Annotated in this window: 15 protein-coding genes; 8 read left to right on the plus strand and 7 right to left on the minus strand. The window is 67.9% G+C overall.

Features of this window, described 5'->3' with window-relative positions:
- Window positions 1–37: 37 nt before the first annotated feature.
- Complete coding sequence (locus tag ISN75_RS04840; RefSeq protein WP_343820863.1) at window positions 38–2,122, plus strand: S9 family peptidase; 2,085 nt, start codon at window positions 38–40, stop codon at window positions 2,120–2,122.
- A gap of 111 nt (window positions 2,123–2,233) precedes the next feature.
- Here ISN75_RS04840 and corA read toward each other — a convergent pair whose 3' ends face one another.
- The 5 genes from corA to ISN75_RS04865 form a co-directional block, all read right to left on the minus strand.
- The gene (gene corA / locus ISN75_RS04845) at window positions 2,234–3,265 is read right to left on the minus strand and encodes a magnesium/cobalt transporter CorA (RefSeq protein ID WP_167252232.1); all 1,032 of its coding nucleotides are present in this window, start codon (window positions 3,263–3,265) and stop codon (window positions 2,234–2,236) included.
- A gap of 45 nt (window positions 3,266–3,310) precedes the next feature.
- Window positions 3,311–4,528, minus strand: coding sequence for a DUF4105 domain-containing protein (locus tag ISN75_RS04850; protein ID WP_168649033.1), 1,218 nt, complete (start codon window positions 4,526–4,528; stop codon window positions 3,311–3,313).
- Window positions 4,529–4,560: 32 nt separating this feature from the next.
- Window positions 4,561–5,409: an HlyC/CorC family transporter gene (locus ISN75_RS04855; RefSeq protein ID WP_167252230.1), complete on the minus strand. Its 849-nt coding sequence runs from the start codon at window positions 5,407–5,409 to the stop codon at window positions 4,561–4,563.
- A 93-nt stretch (window positions 5,410–5,502) separates the two neighbouring features.
- Window positions 5,503–5,976 (minus strand): rRNA maturation RNase YbeY, encoded by a 474-nt coding sequence (gene ybeY / locus ISN75_RS04860; protein WP_168649034.1) that lies wholly within the window; start codon window positions 5,974–5,976, stop codon window positions 5,503–5,505.
- Window positions 5,973–6,953, minus strand: coding sequence for a PhoH family protein (locus ISN75_RS04865; protein WP_168649035.1), 981 nt, complete (start codon window positions 6,951–6,953; stop codon window positions 5,973–5,975). The genes ybeY and ISN75_RS04865 overlap by 4 nt, the downstream gene beginning before the upstream one ends.
- A gap of 103 nt (window positions 6,954–7,056) precedes the next feature.
- On the opposite strand from ISN75_RS04865, the gene ISN75_RS04870 reads away from it, so the two are divergent.
- The 4 genes from ISN75_RS04870 to ISN75_RS04885 are packed head-to-tail and all read left to right on the plus strand — an operon-like array spanning window position 7,057 to window position 10,758.
- A complete protein-coding gene (locus tag ISN75_RS04870) occupies window positions 7,057–7,731 on the plus strand; it encodes a TetR/AcrR family transcriptional regulator (protein ID WP_168649036.1) in 675 nt (224 codons plus the stop codon).
- The gene (locus ISN75_RS04875) at window positions 7,728–8,681 is read left to right on the plus strand and encodes an HlyD family secretion protein (RefSeq protein ID WP_343820858.1); all 954 of its coding nucleotides are present in this window, start codon (window positions 7,728–7,730) and stop codon (window positions 8,679–8,681) included. The genes ISN75_RS04870 and ISN75_RS04875 overlap by 4 nt, the downstream gene beginning before the upstream one ends.
- Before the next feature lie 29 nt (window positions 8,682–8,710).
- A complete protein-coding gene (locus ISN75_RS04880; RefSeq protein ID WP_168649105.1) occupies window positions 8,711–9,652 on the plus strand; it encodes an ATP-binding cassette domain-containing protein in 942 nt (313 codons plus the stop codon).
- The gene (locus tag ISN75_RS04885; RefSeq protein WP_168649038.1) at window positions 9,649–10,758 is read left to right on the plus strand and encodes an ABC transporter permease; all 1,110 of its coding nucleotides are present in this window, start codon (window positions 9,649–9,651) and stop codon (window positions 10,756–10,758) included. Before ISN75_RS04880 ends, ISN75_RS04885 begins: the two co-directional genes overlap by 4 nt.
- 96 nt (window positions 10,759–10,854) lie before the next feature.
- On the opposite strand, the gene miaB is transcribed toward ISN75_RS04885, so the two are convergent.
- Window positions 10,855–12,183 carry a tRNA (N6-isopentenyl adenosine(37)-C2)-methylthiotransferase MiaB gene (gene miaB, locus ISN75_RS04890; RefSeq protein ID WP_167252224.1) on the minus strand — a complete coding sequence of 443 codons (1,329 nt, stop codon included), beginning with the start codon at window positions 12,181–12,183 and terminating at the stop codon, window positions 10,855–10,857.
- 272 nt (window positions 12,184–12,455) lie between these two features.
- On the opposite strand from miaB, the gene ISN75_RS04895 reads away from it, so the two are divergent.
- Complete coding sequence (locus ISN75_RS04895; RefSeq protein ID WP_246866801.1) at window positions 12,456–13,520, plus strand: lytic transglycosylase domain-containing protein; 1,065 nt, start codon at window positions 12,456–12,458, stop codon at window positions 13,518–13,520.
- 4 nt (window positions 13,521–13,524) lie between these two features.
- Here the strand turns inward: ISN75_RS04895 and ISN75_RS04900 are convergent, their stop codons facing one another.
- Complete coding sequence (locus tag ISN75_RS04900) at window positions 13,525–14,712, minus strand: S1C family serine protease (RefSeq protein ID WP_167252222.1); 1,188 nt, start codon at window positions 14,710–14,712, stop codon at window positions 13,525–13,527.
- Between the two features lie 181 nt (window positions 14,713–14,893).
- Here ISN75_RS04900 and petA point away from each other — a divergent pair, with 181 nt between their 5' ends.
- Window positions 14,894–15,499: a ubiquinol-cytochrome c reductase iron-sulfur subunit gene (gene petA / locus ISN75_RS04905; protein WP_167252221.1), complete on the plus strand. Its 606-nt coding sequence runs from the start codon at window positions 14,894–14,896 to the stop codon at window positions 15,497–15,499.
- Entirely contained in the window at window positions 15,499–16,803 is a 1,305-nt protein-coding gene (locus ISN75_RS04910; protein ID WP_168649041.1) for a cytochrome b, read from the plus strand. Before petA ends, ISN75_RS04910 begins: the two co-directional genes overlap by 1 nt.

The raw sequence follows: 16,803 nt of genomic DNA on the forward strand, positions 1-16,803 counted from the left end.
ACCGTCTGCGCTTCGTTCCACCGAGGGAATCCTGCCCATGAAGCCCCTGTTTGCCGCGCTGGCCTTGTCGCTGACGGCGTCCTCCGCCGTCGCGGCCGAAGTCGAGAACCACTCGCCGCATCCGTTCAATATCCGCGACCTGGTGATGATGGACCGCGTCGGCGATCCGCAGCTGTCGCCGGACGGCCGCTACGCGCTGTACACCGTGCGCAGCACCGACTACGCCGCGAACAAGGGCGTCACCGCCATCTACCTGCTGGACCTGCAGCAGGGCGGCAAGCCGCGCAAGCTGGTGGACAAGGGTTCCTCGCCGCGCTGGGCGCCGGATGGCGCGTCGTTCTATTACCTGGCGGCGAAGGACGGCGTGTCGCAGCTGTGGCGCTGGGGTTCCAGCGAATCGAAGGCGGGGCTGTTCGGCAAGACCGCTTCGGCGCCGGCGCAGGTGACGCACACGCCGGTCGACGTCAATGCCTTCGTGCTGTCGCCCGACGGCAAGCAGGCGCTGATGAGCTTCGACGTCTTCACCGACTGCAACGACCTGGCCTGCACCAAGGAGCGGCTCGACGGCCGCGAAGCCGACAAGTCCACCGGCACGGTGTACGACAAGCTGTTCGTGCGCCACTGGGATACCTGGGCCGACGGCCGCCGCGCGCAGCTGTACATCGCGGACCTGGGCAGCGATGAGGCGCCGCGCCTGCTCAGCCGCGGCATCGACGGCGACGTGCCCAGCAAGCCGTTCGGCGGCGACGACGAATTCAGCTTCTCGCCCGACGGCCGCACCGTGTATTTCGATGCGCGCATCGCCGGCAAGACCGAGCCGTGGTCGACCAACTTCGACGTCTACAGCGTGCCGGCCGACGGCTCCGCCGCGCCGAAGAACCTCACCGCCGCGAACCTGGCCTGGGATGCGTTCCCGGTGGCGTCGCCCGACGGCAAGACGCTGTACTACCTGGCCATGAAAGAACCCGGTTTCGAAGCGGACCGCTTCGCCATCACCGCGCTGGACCTGGACAGCGGCCAGAAGCGCGAAGTCGCGCCCGACTGGGACCGCTCGGCCGGCGCGCTGAAGATTTCCGCCGACGGCAAGACGCTGTACGCCGGCGCCGACGACCACGGCCAGCATCCGCTGTTCGCCATCGACGCGGCTACCGGCAAGGTGCGCACCCTGGTCACCGACGGCGCCGTCGGCGGCTATTCGCTGGGCAAGTCCAGGCTGCTGCTGCAGCGCGACGACTTGAAGCATCCGGCCGACCTGTACACCGCCGACCTGCAGGGCAAGGGCCTGAAGCAGGTGACCCGCTACAACGAGCAGCGCCTGAAGAATGCGCAGATGGGCGATGCCGAGTTCTTCACCTTCAAGGGCTGGAACAACGAGCCGGTGCAGGGCTATGTGGTGAAGCCGGCCAATTACAAATCCGGCCGCAAGTATCCGGTGGCCTTCATCATCCATGGCGGCCCGCAGGGCGCCATGGAAAACGCGTGGAGCTATCGCTGGAATCCGCAGACCTATGCGGGCCAGGGTTTCGCCGTGGTCACCATCAACTTCCACGGTTCCACCGGCTACGGCCAGGCGTTTACCGATTCGATCTCGGGTGACTGGGGCGGCAAGCCGCTGGACGACCTGAAGGCCGGCTGGAAGAGCGCGCTGTCGAAGTACAGCTTCCTCGATGGCAACCGTGCCTGCGCGCTGGGTGCGAGCTACGGCGGCTTCATGGTGTATTGGATCGCCGGCGTGTGGAACGAGCCGTGGAAGTGCCTGGTCGACCACGATGGCGTGTTCGATACGCGCTCGATGTACTACGCCACCGAAGAACTCTGGTTCGAGGAGAAGGAAAACGGCGGCACGGCCTACGACCATCCGGAGAACTACGAGAAGTTCAATCCGCTGAACCACGTGAAGGATTGGCGCGTGCCGATGCTGGTGGTGCACGGCGGCAAGGACTTCCGCATTCCGGATACGCAGGGCCTGGGCGCGTTCACCGCGATGCAGCGCCGCGGCATTCCCAGCCAGTTCCTGCACTTCCCCGACGAGAACCACTGGGTGCTGAAGCCGCAGAACAGCGTGCAGTGGCACGAGACGGTCAACGCCTGGCTGAAGCAATGGACGGCGCCATCTAAATAATGCGGCGCAGGTTGGGGTGAGCCGCAGGCGAACCCCAACCTGCGCTTCGTCGACACCTGCGTTGGGGCTCGCCTCTGGCTCACCCCAGCCTACGGCGGTCGTGATCGGCAGTTACAGCCAGCGCGACCGCTTCAGCCACGCATAGATGCCGGCCACCACGCCGATCACCAGGCAGATCATCGCCGGATATGCCCAGGTCTGCTCCAGCTCCGGCATATGGTGGAAGTTCATGCCGTACCAGCTGGTGATCAGGGTGGGCGCGGCCAGCATCGCGGCCCAGCCGGCCAGCTTCTTCATCACTTCGTTCTGGTTGAAGGTGACCAGCGAGAGGTTGATGTTGATCGCCGCGGCGAGCATTTCGCGCATGGCGCTGATCGACTCGTTGACGCGGAACACGTGGTCGTACACGTCGCGGAAATACGCGCGCAGCTCGTCCTGGATCAGGTGCGGATGCATGCGCACGAGCTGGCTGATGATGTCTTGCAGCGGTGCCACCGCCAGGCGCAGGGTCATCAGGTCGCGCTGCATGTCGTACAGGCGGCGCACGGTGCGGCGCTTGAAGGTGTCGCCGAAGATGTCTTTTTCCAGCTCCTGCAGCTCTTCCTTGAACTCGCGCACGATCGGCAGCAGGTTGTCGACGATGAAGTCGAGCACGCCGTACAGGCCATAGCTGGGGCCCAGCGCCAGCAGGTCCGGCGTGTGCTCGCAGGCGCGGCGCGCCGGTGCGTAGGAGAGCGAGGCGCCGTGGCGCACCGTCACCAGGTAGCGCGCGCCGAGGAAGATATGCGTTTCGCCGAAGGCGATGTGCCCGTTCACCAGCTGCGCGGTCTGCACCACGATGAAGAGCGACTCGCCATAGGCCTCGATCTTGGTGCGCTGGTGCGCCGCCTGGGCGTCCTCGATCGCAAGATCGTGCAGGTCGAATTCTTCCTGCAGCTTCAGCAGCAGCGACTCGTCGGGCTCGTGCAGGCCGACCCAGACGAAGGTGTCCGGCTGCTTCAGCACGTCGCTGATCGCATCCAGGGTAACGTCACCGATGCGCTTGCCGTCGCGGGTGTTGTAGGCGACGCAGTTCACCACCATGGCGGGTTTGGCGTCGTCGGGCGCAGGGGCGGGGCGGGGACTCAGAGTCATGGCGCGCATGATGCCCAGGGCCTCACGCACGGTTCAATAGCAAGTTCCTGCGGTTCAGCGCAGGCGGCGCAGCCCGCGCCGCAGGCTCCACGACAGCGCCAGCCAGCATGGGATCGCGAACAGCAGCCAGGGCTGGTTCTGCTGCACGGTGCCGGGCCACGCGTGCAGGCCCAGTGCCACGGCGAGCGCGATCAGTTGCAGCAGGATGACGCGGTCCGCCAGGCGCGACGCCGCCAGCCCGCGGCGCGCGCGCCACAGCGAAGGCAGCAGCACGAAGGCCAGCGGATTGAACAGCAGCAGGTTGGCGTTGGCCCAGGCGGAGTGGTGCGTGGTGAGCGTCCACAGCACCAGCAGCAACAGGCCGACGATGCCGGCCGCGACCAGGTAGAGCGTGCCGAGCAGCGCAAGGCCGGTCGGCCACCGGCGCGCGGCGAGGATCAGCAGCACGGCGAAGGCGAGGCCCGCGATGGCGAGCGGCATGCGCAGGTCGGGTGCGTGTTCCGGTGGCACGTCGAGCCGGTTCGGCGACACCAGCGTGCTGTCGCCCGCGAGCTTGCGCGTGCCGCCGGCGCCGTCGTCCATCTTCACTGCAGCGAGTTCGCGCTCCAGCACCATCGGCAGGAAGCTTTCCTGCCATGCGGTGAGCGGTTGATCGGCATAGGGGCCAAGACCCAGATCGAGGATCAGCATCAGCCACGGCTGCGCGCTCATCAGGCGCGCGGTCTGCTGGCGGTAGGTCATCAGGCCGGCGCGCGACTGCAGCTGCTTGCGGATCACACCGCCGAGCGCGCGGTCCAGCGCGTCGCGCACGCGGGTGGTGCAGTTGTCGGCGTAGTAGTCGTAGTCGTAGCGCGCGTTTTCGGGGCGCAGGTTCCACAGCAGGAAGTCGCGCAAGGCGGCGGCCTGGTCCGGCGTCAGCGCCAGCGGCTGGCGCGTCACCGAGCGGCCGGATTCGATGTAGTAGCGCTGGTCCTGCGCCGTGTACGCGGCATCCATCAGGTAATGCATGCGGCCGCGCGCGAAGTTGAGCAGGAAGCCGCTTTCGTCGAAGTCGAACACGCCGTAGTTGAAGTCGACCGATTCGCCGCTGACGGTGTCGCGCAGCTGGATGGCGTCGTGGCCGAAGCGCTCCCAATAGGTTTCGCCGGGGCCGTAGGTGATCAGCGAGACTTCGAGGTTCGCGCCCGGCGCATTGGCCACGCTCGCCCGAGCCTGGGCGAACGCAGCCCCCAGCAGTGCAAACAACAGGAGGGTGCGAGCGATCAGGCTCATCGGCGGGCGTTTCCTAAAGGGTGAAGAACGGCTCAGCCTTCGGCGAGGCGGGTGACGCGGAACTGCTGCACGCGGCGGTCGTCCGCCTCGGTGACGAGGAACAGATAGCCGCCGATGGCGACTTCCTCGCCCACTTCCGGCAGGTGGCCGAACTCGGAGGTGGCCATGCCGCCGACCGTGTCGAACTCCTCGTCGGAGAACGCGGCGCCGGCCTGCTCGTTGAAGTCGGCGATCGGCGTCAGCGCGCTGACCAGCCAGCCGCCGCCGGCCTGCTCGTGCATCAGCTGGGGTTCTTCCTCGTCGTCGTGCTCGTCGTCGATCTCGCCGACGATCTGCTCCAGCACGTCCTCGATGGTGATCAGGCCGGCGACGCCGCCGTACTCGTCCACCACCAGGGCCATGTGGTTGCGCGTGTGGCGGAACTCCGCCAGCAGCACGTTCAGGCGCATCGCCTCGGGGATCAGCACCGCCGGGCGCAGCACCGTGGCCAGGCTGAAATCGCGGCCGTCGCCGACGAACTTCAGCAGATCTTTGGCCAGCAGGATGCCGAGGATCTCGTCCTTGTCCTCGCCGTGCACGGGGAAGCGAGAGTGGCCGGATTCGACCACGATGGCGAGGATCTCGCTCAACGGGGCTTCGGCGGAGACCATCACGATCTGCGCGCGCGGCACCATCACGTCGTCGACGCTCAGCTCGGTGACCTTGATCGCGCCCTCGACCATGGTGAGGGTGTCGTTGGACATCAGGCCGTTGGCCTGGGCCGAGCGCAGCTCTTCAATCAGCTCTTCGCGATTGCGCGGCTCGCCGGAAAACAGATGGCCCAGTCGATCCCACCATTTGCGGTGGGCCGGGCCGCTGGTACTGCCAGGGTCCTCGTTCATTACGCTTGCGGGTGTGCCCATTGCCAGGGCGGAATGGCGAGTCTAGCCCAAAACTTGTGACGATTCAGGGCGCAAGCCACGCCCGCGCGAGCTTCAGGCGTACGGGTCGGCGATGCCCAGGCCGGCCAGGATGCGGGTTTCCAGGGCTTCCATGGCCTCGGCCTCGGCATCTTCGAGGTGGTCGTAGCCGAGCAGGTGCAGCACCCCGTGCACCGTCATGTGGGCCCAGTGGTCGCGCGGCGCCTTGCCCTGTTCGGCGGCCTCGCGGGCCACCACGGGGGCGCAGATGGCGAGGTCGCCGATCAGCGGCAGGGCCACGCCGGGCGGCAGTTCGGCGGGGAAGGACAGCACGTTGGTGGCGTAGTCCTTGCCGCGGTAGTCGCGGTTGAGGGCGCGTCCTTCCTTGGCGTCCACGATGCGGATGGACAGCTCGGTCGCCTTGCGCCGCTTCGCTCCGCGCAGCGCCGCTTCCACCCAGCGGCGGAAGCTGGCGGGGGCGGGCACGCCGGCACGCGGCGCGGCGTAGCCCACCGACAGCGCCAGGTTCGACGCGGCGGCAGCGCTCACCGGGTCTCCTCGGGCTTCTGCTCGAAGGCCTCGTAGGCACGCACGATCTTCGCCACCAGCGGATGGCGCACCACGTCGCGCGAGGTGAAGAAGGTGAAGCTGATGCCGTCCACGCCGCGCAGCACCTCGATCGCATGGCGCAGGCCCGAGCGCACGTTGCGCGGCAGGTCGACCTGGCTGACGTCGCCGGTGATCACCGCCACCGAGCCGAAGCCGATGCGGGTGAGGAACATCTTCATCTGCTCGACCGTGGTGTTCTGGGCCTCGTCCAGGATCACGTACGAATCGTTGAGCGTGCGGCCGCGCATATAGGCCAGCGGCGCGATCTCGATCACGTTGCGCTCGATCAGCTTGGCCACCTTCTCGAAGCCGAGCATTTCGTACAGCGCGTCGTACAGCGGGCGCAGATACGGGTCCACCTTCTGCGAGAGATCGCCCGGCAGGAAGCCCAGCTTTTCACCGGCTTCCACCGCGGGGCGCACCAGCAGCAGGCGCTGCACGCGGTTCGCTTCCAGCGCTTCCACCGCGCTGGCCACGGCCAGGTAGGTCTTGCCGGTGCCGGCCGGGCCTACGCCGAAGCTGATGTCGTGGGTGGTGATGGCGTGCAGGTAGCGCGCCTGGTTCGGGCCGCGGCCCTTGATCACGCCGCGCTTGACCTTGATCACCACTTCCTGCGCGCCTTCGGCCGCTTCGGCGGTGAGCGCGTCGATGCCGGATTCGGCCAGGTGCAGGTTGATGCGCGCGCCGGTGAGGGCTTCCTGCTCGGTGGCGGCGTACAGCGCGCGCAGCACTTTTTCCGCCGCGCGCGCGGCGGCGTCCTCGCCGATCACCTGGAACAGCGTGCCGCGGTGGTCGATTTCCACGCCCAGGCGCAGCTCGATCTGGCGCAGGTGTTCGTCGAAGGGACCGCAGAGGTTGGCGAGGCGGGCGTTGTCTTCGGGGTCTAGCGCGAAGTCGCGCTGATTGAGCTCAGTCATAGGCGCGCGAGATTAGCGCGGGGGCGGCATCAGGGCTACCCGGACGAAGCGGCCGGCATGGCCGCGCTTGCCAATAATTAATTGTTTAATTAATTTACGCGGCATGGCTAGAACCAAGCCCCCCGCCAAGCCCCGCCGTCCCGCCGGCCGTCCCGCCAGGGAAGACCGCGACCTGCGCGCGCACCTGCTCGATGTCGCCCTGGCGCGGTTCGCCCGCGACGGCATCGGCGCCACGCCGCTGCGCGCGATCGCCACCGAGGCCGGCGTGACGCCGGCCATGCTGCATTACTACTTCGGCGACAAGGAGCAGTTGAAGCAGGCGGTGATCGACGAGCGCCTGCTGCCCGCGCTGGCGCCGATGCGCGACCGCCTGGCGCAGGCGGACAGCGAGCCGGCGGCGCTGGCCGGCCTGTTCGTGCGCGGCATCGGCGAGGTGGTGGCGAGCCATCCCTGGCTGCCGCCGCTGTGGGTGCGCGAGGTGCTGTGCGAGGGCGGCGAGCTGCGCGAGGTGCTGTTCCATCACCTGCTGCCGAACCTGCCGCGGCTGCTGGCGCAGCGCTTCGCCGCGGCGAAGCAGGCCGGCACGCTCAATCCCGCGCTGGACCCGCGCCTGCTGGTGGTGTCGCTGGTGGGACTCACGCTGTTTCCCGCTGCCGGTGCGCCGATCTGGCGGCGCGTGTTCGAGGCCGACGATCTCGACCAGCAGGCCCTGGTCAACCACACCCTGGCCCTGCTGGAAGGCGGCCTGGGCGTACCGCCGTCCGGAGCTTCACGATGAGCCGATACCTGTTCGCCCTCATGCTGGCCTGCACGCTCGCCGCCTGCGGCAAGGCGCCGCCGCAGGCGCTGGGCACGCTGGAATACGACCGCATCGGCATGCCCGCACCCGCCGCGGAACGCGTGGTGGCGCTCAAGGTGCGCGAAGGCGAACAGGTAGCGGCGGGACAGCCGCTGCTCGAACTCGACCCCACCCACACCCAGGCCGACCTCGCCGCGGCCGAAGCGCAGGCGCGGCAGCAGCAGGCGAACCTGCTGGAACTGCGCGTGGGCCCGCGCCAGGAAGACATCGCCAAGGCGCGCGCCGACCTGGCCGCCGCCGAGGCGCAGGCCCGCGATGCACGTGCCTACTACCAGCGCCTGCTGCCGCTGCAGAAGGACAACTACGCGGCCGCCGCCGATATCGATCGCGCACGCGCCGCCGCGGGCAACGCCGATGGCCAGGCCGCTGCCGCGAAGGCCTCGCTCGACACGCTGCTGCACGGCACACGTCCCGAGCAGGTTGCGCAGGGTGAAGCCGCGCTTGCCGCGGCGCAGGCGCAGGCCGCGGCGCAGAAGGTGCTGCTGGGCAAGCTGGCATTGGTGGCGCCGCGTGCGGGCCGCATCGACAGCCTGCCGTACAAGCTCGGCGACCAGGCGCCCGTGGGCGCGCCGCTGGTGGTACTGCTTGCCGGCGATGCACCGTATGCACGCATCTATCTGCAGGAACCGCAGCGCGCACGCATGCGCGTGGGCGACACGGTGCGCGTGCACGTCGACGGCCGCGACAAGGTCTACCAGGGCAAGGTCCGCCTGATCCGCAGCGAGCCGGAGTTCACGCCGTACTACGCGCTGATCGGCGAGGACGCGGCACGCCTCAGCTATCTGGCCGAAGTGACGCTGGGGCCAGATGCGGCGGACCTGCCGGTCGGCATGCCGGTACGTGTCGATTATCCCGAGGCGAAGCCGTGAGCACCGGGAACGGCAACGGCGAGTTCGCCATCCGTGCGCGCGGCCTCACCAAGCGCTTCGGCGATTTCACCGCGGTCGATCACGTCGATCTGGAAGTGCCGGCGCGGCATGTCTACGGTTTCCTCGGCCCGAACGGCTCCGGCAAGTCCACCACCATCCGCATGCTGTGCGGCCTGCTTACGCCCAGCGACGGCGAGATCGACGTGCTCGGCTTGAGCGTGCCGCGCGAAGCGGAAGCGCTGCGCAAGCGCATCGGCTACATGACGCAGAAGTTCTCGCTGTTCGACGACCTGGGCGTGCGCGAGAACCTGGAATTCATGGCGGCGGTGCAGGGCGTGCCGAAGGCGCGCACCGCCAGGCGCATCGACGAGCTGATCGAGCAATACCACTTCGGCGATCGCCAGAAACAACTGGCCGGCACCATGAGCGGCGGCCAGAAACAGCGCCTGGCGCTGGCCTGCGCGGTGATCCACGATCCGGAGCTGCTGTTCCTCGACGAGCCGACCAGCGCGGTGGATCCGGAATCGCGCCGCGATTTCTGGGAAAAGCTTTTTGAGCTGACCGACGCCGGCACCACCATGCTGGTCTCCACCCACCTGATGGACGAAGCCGAGCGCTGCCACCGCCTGGCCGTGCTCGACCGCGGCGTGCTGGTGGCCGACGGCACGCCGGCGGAGCTGACGGACCGGCTGCAAGGCCGCACCTTCGTCGTCGCCAGCGCGCAGCCGCGGCGTGCGCAGCAGCCGCTGGCGGAGGCGAAGGACGTGCTCGGCGTGGCCCAGGTGGGCAACGAGCTGCGCGTGATCGTGCGCGAAGGCCTGGCCGATGGCGACGAAGCGCTGGCGCGCCTGCATCAGGTGCTGGCCGAACGCGATCCGCAGGCGCGCATCGAAGCGGTCAAGCCGAATCTCGAAGACGTGTTCGTGGCGGTGACGCGCCAGCAGCGTCCGGGCCAGGAGCGCGCCGCATGAGCTGGCGGCGGCTATGGGCGATCGTGCTGAAGGAGCTGCGGCAGATGAGCCGCGACCGCATCACGCTGGCCATGATCGTCGGCATTCCGGTGATCCAGCTGGTGCTGTTCGGCTATGCGATCAATACCAATCTGCGCGGCCTCGATGCCGGCATCGTCGACCAGGCCAACAGCGCCGGCTCGCGCGCGCTGGTGATGGACATGCTGGCCACCGGTGTGATCGCGCCGGTGGCGCATGCCGATACGCCCGAAGCATTGGTGGCTATGCTGCGCCGTGGCGAAATCAGCATCGGCCTGGTGCTGCCGCCGGATTTCGAGCGCCGCCGCTACGATGGCCGGCAGGTGGCGCAGATCATGGTCGACGGCAGCGACAACGTGGTGCAGAGCGCCGCGGCGCAGCTGGCGCAGGTGCCGGTCGACAGCTCCGTGCCCGATACGCGCGCGCCGCTGGTCAGCACGCCGGCGGCGGGGCCGATCAGCATCGTCAGTTTCTATAACCCGCAGCGGCGCTCGGCGGTGAACATCGTGCCGGGGCTGATCGGGGTGATCCTGACCATGACCATGGTGCTGTTCACCGGCATCGCGATCGTGCGCGAACGCGAGCGCGGCAATATGGAATTGCTGATCGCCACGCCGCTGACCAGCGCCGAGCTGATGGTGGGCAAGGTGCTGCCGTATATCGGCATCGGCCTGCTGCAGGTCACGGTGATCCTGGCCTTGGGGCGCTGGCTGTTCACCGTGCCGATCCACGGCAGCCTGCTGGACGTCTATCTCGCGGCGGGTTTGCTGATCCTGGCCAATCTCACCATGGGCCTGCTGATCTCCACTCGCGCGCAATCGCAGTTCCAGGCGATGCAGATGACCTTCTTCGTGTTCCTGCCGTCGATCCTGCTGTCGGGCTTCATGTTCCCGTTCGCCGGCATGCCGCAGGTGGCGCAGTGGCTGGCGGAGATCCTGCCGCTGACGCATTTCCTGCGGCTGATCCGCGGCATCATGCTGCGCGGGGCGGGCCTGTGGGAGTTGTGGCGCGAGGTGGCGGCGCTGGCGGCGTTCACCGCCGTGATGATGACGGCGGCGATCCTGCGGTTCCGCAAGCGGCTGGATTGAAGGGTAGGTTGGGGTGAGCCGCAGGCGAACCCCAACGGTGCGATGCGTTCGAGTGTCGCGATGTCGGGGTTCGCCTGCGGCTCACCCCAACCTGCGTCATGCGGTGTGCACGCGGCCGCGCAGCGAATTGGCCATGGCTTCGGTGATCACCACGTCGATGAACTGGCCGATCATGCGCGCGTGGCCCGGGAAGTTCACGAAGCGCATGTTCTCGGTGCGGCCGGTGAATTCGTTCGGGTCCTTCTTGCTGGGCTTTTCCACCAGCACGCGCTGCACGCTGCCGACCATGGCCTGGTTGATCTGCCGCGCATTGGCATTGATCGCCGCCTGCAGCCGCTCCAGGCGCTGGTGCTTGACCGCCATCGGCGTGTCGTCGGCCAGGTTGGCGGCCGGCGTGCCGGGGCGCGAGGAGAAGATGAAGGAGAAGCTCTGGTCGAAGCCGATGTCTTCGATCAGCTTCATGGTCTTGTCGAAATCCTCGTCGGTCTCGCCGGGGAAGCCGACGATGAAGTCCGAGGAGATGCAGATGTCCGGGCGCACCGCGCGCAGCTTGCGGATCTTCTGCTTGAACTCCAGCGCCGTGTAGCCGCGCTTCATGGCGGCCAGGATGCGGTCGGAGCCGGCCTGCACCGGCAGGTGCAGGAAGTTGGCCAGCTGCGGCACGTTGGCGTAGGCCTCGACCAGCGAGTCGGAGAATTCCAGCGGATGCGAGGTGGTGAAGCGGATGCGGCCGATGCCTTCGATCTGCGCGATGGCGTGGATCAGCACGGCGAGGTCCGCAGTGCCGCCGTCGTGGGTGGCGCCGCGGTAGGCATTGACGTTCTGGCCCAGCAGGTTCACCTCGCGCACGCCCTGCGCGGCGAGCTGGGCCACTTCGACTACCACGTCGTCGAACGGGCGGCTGATCTCCTCGCCGCGGGTGTAGGGCACCACGCAGTAGGAGCAGTACTTGGAGCAGCCTTCCATGATCGAGACGAAGGCGGTGGGGCCTTCGGCGCGCGGTTCCGGCAGGCGGTCGAACTTCTCGATCTCGGGGAAGCTGATGTCCACCTGCGGCTTGCCGGTGGCGCGCTTGGCCTCGATCAGCTCGGGCAGGCGGTGCAGGGTCTGAGGGCCGAACACCAGGTCCACGAACGGGGCGCGCTTGATGATGGCCTCGCCTTCCTGCGAGGCGACGCAGCCGCCCACGCCGATCAGCACGGGCTTGCCGCCCTGCTTGTGCGCCTTCCAGCGGCCCAGCTGGCTGAAGACCTTTTCCTGCGCCTTTTCGCGGATCGAGCAGGTGTTGACCAGGATGACGTCGGCTTCGGATTCGTCCTGGGTCAGCTCCAGGCCATGCGATGCCTTGAGCACGTCGGCCATCTTGGCCGAGTCGTACTCGTTCATCTGGCAGCCGTGGGTCTTGATGAAAAGCTTGCCGCTCATGGCGCTGGTACCGGTGTAAGGAGGGGCGCTGGGCGCCGAACCGCACAGTTTACGCGCCCGCCGCCGGGCATGCCAGCGAAGGGCCAGTGCGATCAGGGACTTGCGTGAATCCCTGGGGCAGGCCGCACGGGGAGTTTGGCGCGGCGCACGAAACGGCGAGCCGGCGCTTGGCTTGGGTTCTGCCCGGGGGCACACTGCGCGCCATGTCTGATGCCGAGCGACAAGGGGAAAGCTTCGGCTCGTCTTCGCGGGCTTTCCGTATGGCCCCGGCCTTGAGCCGGGCCGCGGCCGCGTGCGCGCTGCTGGGCGGGCTGCTGTGGCTGGCGCCGGTGCAGGCGGGTTCGCTGTACCGTTGCACCGGTTCGTCGGGCGAGACCGTCTACAGCAACAGCGTCCAGGGCTACCAGGGCTGCCAGAAGATCGCCACCGTGGCCGACGTCGCGCCGCGCGCGGCCAGGCCGAAGGCTGCCGCGCCCAAGCCGGTGACGCCCGCCCCTCCGGTGAGTTCGCTGGCCTGGGTGCAAGGCGCGGTGCAGACCTCGGCGAAGGTGGTGCCCGAGCCCTCCCTGGTCGGCGTGCACGGCGACGTGGCCACCTCGGGCCATGCGCTGCCGCCGGCGTCCGCGGCGGCCAAGGGCGAGCCGGGGCAGTGGACGTACAGCGAATCGAAGACTGCCGGCGACACGGTGGCGGCGGCCGCGCCGGCGGCCCCCGAAGGCGACCGCGTGCTGCGCGGCGCGGTGTACCGCGTGACGCGCCCGGACGGCACCGTCGAATACACCAATATGAAGCCGGCCGGCCCTGGCACGCACGCCGTGACCATGCTGTTCACCTATATCTCCACCTGCGTGGCCTGCAACCTGCACTCGCCGATCCGCTGGAACAGCGTGGAGCTCAACCTCACCGCCTATGCGGACACCATCCGCCTGGCCAGCAGCGAGTTCGGCCTGGACGAGGCTTTCCTGCGCGCGATCATCCACGCCGAAAGCGCCTACAACCCGCGCGCGCTGTCGCTCAAGGGCGCGCAGGGCCTGATGCAGCTGATGCCGGCCACGGCCAGCGACATGGGCGTGCGCGACGCCTTCGACGCGGACCAGAACATCCGCGGCGGCGCGCGCTATCTCTCCCTGCTGCTGAAGAACTTCAACGGCGACGAACGCCTTGCCGCCGCCGCGTACAACGCCGGCCCCGGCGCGGTGCAGCGCTACAGCGGCGTGCCGCCGTACGCGGAAACGCAGGTCTACGTGGAACGCGTGGGCACCTTGCGCAAGCGCTACGGCGCGGTGGTGCGTCCGCCGGTGGCCACGGCGCAGGCCACGGGGCCGGGACGCGGCTGAGCGCTCAGCTGTCGAGCGAGGCGGTGGCCGTCAGCGGCGGCCGCTGCGCCGGCGTCACTTCGGTATGGAACGGCGTGCCGTTGCGCAATCCCGACACCTCCACTTTGCTGCCCGGCGGCAGCGCCGCCTCGCGCCGGCGCAGGTCGGCCGGGTCGACGATGTCGTCCTTGCCGATGCGCAGCAGGATGTCGTGCGGCTGGATGCCGGCCTGCGCGGCGGGGCCGCCGGGATAGACGTCGCTCACCTGCGCGCCGCGCGCCGCGGCGGGCAGGCCGCTGTCGGCGGCCACCGGCACGAAGCTGTAGTCGGCGCCGAGCCAGCCGCGCACCACATGGCCGGTGTCGATGATCTGCTCCAGCACTTTGCGCGCGCTGCTGGCGGGGATGGCGAAGCTGATGCCTTCGGCATTGGCGGCCTTGCCGATCAGCAGCGTATTGATGCCGACCAGCTCGCCGTCGGTATTGACCAGCGCGCCGCCGGAGTTGCCCAGGTTGATCGCCGCGTCGGTCTGGATGAAGTCTTCCGGACTGGAGCTGCTCAGCTGGCGGCCGATCGCGCTGATGATGCCCATGGTCACGGTCTGGTTGAGGCCGAGCGGGTTGCCGATGGCCAGCACCACGTCGCCGGTGCGCGCGGGGTGCTCGTCGGCGAAGGGGATGACGGGCGGGTTCGACACGTCGATCTTCAGCACGGCAAGGTCGGTCTCGGCATCCGCGCCGACCAGCTGGGCCTTGGCCACGCGGCCGTCGTAGAGCAGCACCTGGATGTCGTCGGCCTTGGCGATCACATGGTTGTTGGTGAGCACATAGCCCTGGCCGCTGACGATCACGCCCGAGCCCAGGCTCTGCTCGCGCCGCTTGTAGATGGCGGGACGGCCGCCGAACAGGCGCTGCAGCACCGGGTCGGAGTACATCTGCACGCCCTGCTCGGTGACCATCTTGTTTGCGTAGATATTGACCACCGAGGGCGCGGCCCTGGCCACCGCGTCGGCGTAGGAGACCGGTCCGCGCGAACGCCCGCGAATGGTCGGGGCCGACGCGCCGGAACTCGGCGCCTGCGCGCTGTGCAGGCCCACGCCGGCACGCAGCCGGTCGCCCACGCCGGGCCACACCAGGCCGATGACGAAGGCGACCGCCAGCCCCAGGACGACGAATCGGGCGATGAAGGCTAGCGTGCCGACGGCTTGTTTCATGCGGGAGGAGGGCCTTGGCGAAACGCTGGACGGTGGACGGGAGGAGGGGACGGAAAGCGCGCCCGGATCGACGCCGACGCCAGTCCGGTTTTATTGTACGTGGCAGGGGCTGACGCTACACTAACGCGATTTTTGCGACCCCCAAAGTCGCACCTCAATGGCATAAGTACCGGAGAGCCTGATGGCGAACGAAGTCGTCGATCATGGCCGCCGACGGTTCCTCACTGCGACCACGGCTGTGGTCGGTGGTGTAGGAGTCATCGCGGCAGCCGTGCCCTTCATCAAGTCGTGGGAACCGAGCGCTCGCGCCAAATCCGCCGGTGCCCCCGTCACGGTCGACATCAGCAAGATCGAGGCGGGCCAGAAGGTCACTTATCCGTGGCGCGGCCTTCCGGTCTTCGTGGTCAATCGCACCAAGGAGCAGTTGGACGCCCTGCCCAAGCAGGATGGCCGCCTGGTGGACGCCAAGTCCGACGGCAGCTCCGCCGAGCAGCAGCCCAAGTACGCGCAGAACGGCACCCGCTCGATCAAGCCCGAGTGGCTGGTGATGGTGGCGCTGTGCACCCACCTCGGCTGCGTGCCCGACTTCGTCCCGGTGATGAAGCCCGAGCCGTTCGATCCGGAGTGGAAGGGCGGCTTCTACTGCCCCTGCCACAAGTCGCGCTACGACCTGGCCGGCCGCGTCTACGCCGGCGTGCCGGCGCCGAAGAACATGCTGATTCCCCCGTACCACTTCGTGGATGACACGCACATCCAGATCGGCGTGGACCCGAAGGAGGCCGGCTGATGGCTACTGTGTTCTCGCGCATCGGCGATTGGGTCAATGAGCGCGCGCCGAATCTGGCGCCGACCTATCGCAAGCACATGACCGAGTACTACGCGCCGAAGAATTTCAATCTTTGGTACTACTTCGGTTCGCTCGCCCTGCTGGTGCTGGTCAACCAGATCGTCACCGGCATCTTCCTCACCATGAACTACAAGACCAGCGCGGCGGAAGCCTTCGCCTCGGTCGAGTACATCATGCGCGACGTGGAATGGGGCTGGCTGATCCGCTACATGCACTCCACCGGCGCCTCGCTGTTCTTCGTGGTGGTGTTCCTGCACATGTTCCGCGGCCTGATGTACGGCTCGTACCAGAAGCCGCGCGAGCTGGTGTGGCTGCTGGGCATGCTGATCTTCCTGGTGCTGATGGCCGAGGCCTTCATGGGCTACGTGCTGCCGTGGGGCAACATGTCGTTCTGGGGCGCCAAGGTGATCATCTCGCTGTTCGGCACCATCCCCGTGGTCGGCAACTCCCTGGTGGAGTGGATCATGGGCGACTACCTGCCGGCCGACGCCACGCTCAACCGCTTCTTCGCGCTGCACGTGATCGCGCTGCCGCTGGTGCTGCTGCTGCTGGTGGTGCTGCACCTGGCCGCGCTGCACGAGGTGGGCTCCAACAATCCGGACGGCGTCGACGTCAAGCACGGCCCGAAGGGCAACCGCTGGGACGCGAACAAGCCGGCCGACGCCATTCCCTTCCATCCGTACTACACGGTGAAGGATCTGGTCGGCGTGGGCTTCTTCCTGATCATCGCGGCCTTCATCATCTTCTTCGCGCCGACCTTCGGCGGCTGGTTCCTCGAGCACGACAACTTCGTGCCGGCGAACAACCTGGTGACGCCGACCCACATCAAGCCGGTGTGGTACTTCACGCCCTTCTACGCGATCCTGCGCATGATCCCGTCGCTGTTCAGCACCGCCATCTGGGGCGTGCTGGGCATGTTCGGCGCGATCGTGCTGCTGTTCCTGCTGCCGTGGATCGATGCCGGCAAGGTGCGCTCGATCCGCTACCGCGGCACCGGCTTCAAGGTGGCGCTGGGCCTGTTCGTGCTGTCCTTCATCGCGCTGGGCGCGGTGGGCGCGGGCGTGGTGGCCGAGGTGATCCCGGCCTGGTTCGGCAATGTCGACGTGACGTTCTGGGAGAACTCGTTCGGCCGCCTGTGGACCATCGTCTACTTCGGCTTCTTCGTGTTCATGTGGGTCTACACGCGCGGCGGCCGCGAAAAGACCAAGCCGGTCCCGGAGCGGGTGGTGTATGACCATGACTAA

This window comes from Dyella marensis (assembly GCF_049532885.1).
In the GTDB taxonomy this organism is placed as follows: Bacteria; Pseudomonadota; Gammaproteobacteria; order Xanthomonadales; family Rhodanobacteraceae; genus Dyella_D; species Dyella_D marensis.

Bases quoted from the DNA above. Each gene is read 5' to 3' on its own strand.
- ISN75_RS04840 (WP_343820863.1), top strand. From the start codon at position 38: ATGAAGCCCCTGTTTGCCGCGCTGGCCTTGTCGCTGACGGCGTCCTCC.
- corA (WP_167252232.1), bottom strand. From the start codon at position 3,265: ATGCGCGCCATGACTCTGAGTCCCCGCCCCGCCCCTGCGCCCGACGAC.
- ISN75_RS04850 (WP_168649033.1), bottom strand. From the start codon at position 4,528: ATGAGCCTGATCGCTCGCACCCTCCTGTTGTTTGCACTGCTGGGGGCT.
- ISN75_RS04855 (WP_167252230.1), bottom strand. From the start codon at position 5,409: ATGAACGAGGACCCTGGCAGTACCAGCGGCCCGGCCCACCGCAAATGG.
- ISN75_RS04865 (WP_168649035.1), bottom strand. From the start codon at position 6,953: ATGACTGAGCTCAATCAGCGCGACTTCGCGCTAGACCCCGAAGACAAC.
- ISN75_RS04870 (WP_168649036.1), top strand. From the start codon at position 7,057: ATGGCTAGAACCAAGCCCCCCGCCAAGCCCCGCCGTCCCGCCGGCCGT.
- ISN75_RS04875 (WP_343820858.1), top strand. From the start codon at position 7,728: ATGAGCCGATACCTGTTCGCCCTCATGCTGGCCTGCACGCTCGCCGCC.
- ISN75_RS04885 (WP_168649038.1), top strand. From the start codon at position 9,649: ATGAGCTGGCGGCGGCTATGGGCGATCGTGCTGAAGGAGCTGCGGCAG.
- miaB (WP_167252224.1), bottom strand. From the start codon at position 12,183: ATGAGCGGCAAGCTTTTCATCAAGACCCACGGCTGCCAGATGAACGAG.
- ISN75_RS04900 (WP_167252222.1), bottom strand. From the start codon at position 14,712: ATGAAACAAGCCGTCGGCACGCTAGCCTTCATCGCCCGATTCGTCGTC.
- petA (WP_167252221.1), top strand. From the start codon at position 14,894: ATGGCGAACGAAGTCGTCGATCATGGCCGCCGACGGTTCCTCACTGCG.
- ISN75_RS04910 (WP_168649041.1), top strand. From the start codon at position 15,499: ATGGCTACTGTGTTCTCGCGCATCGGCGATTGGGTCAATGAGCGCGCG.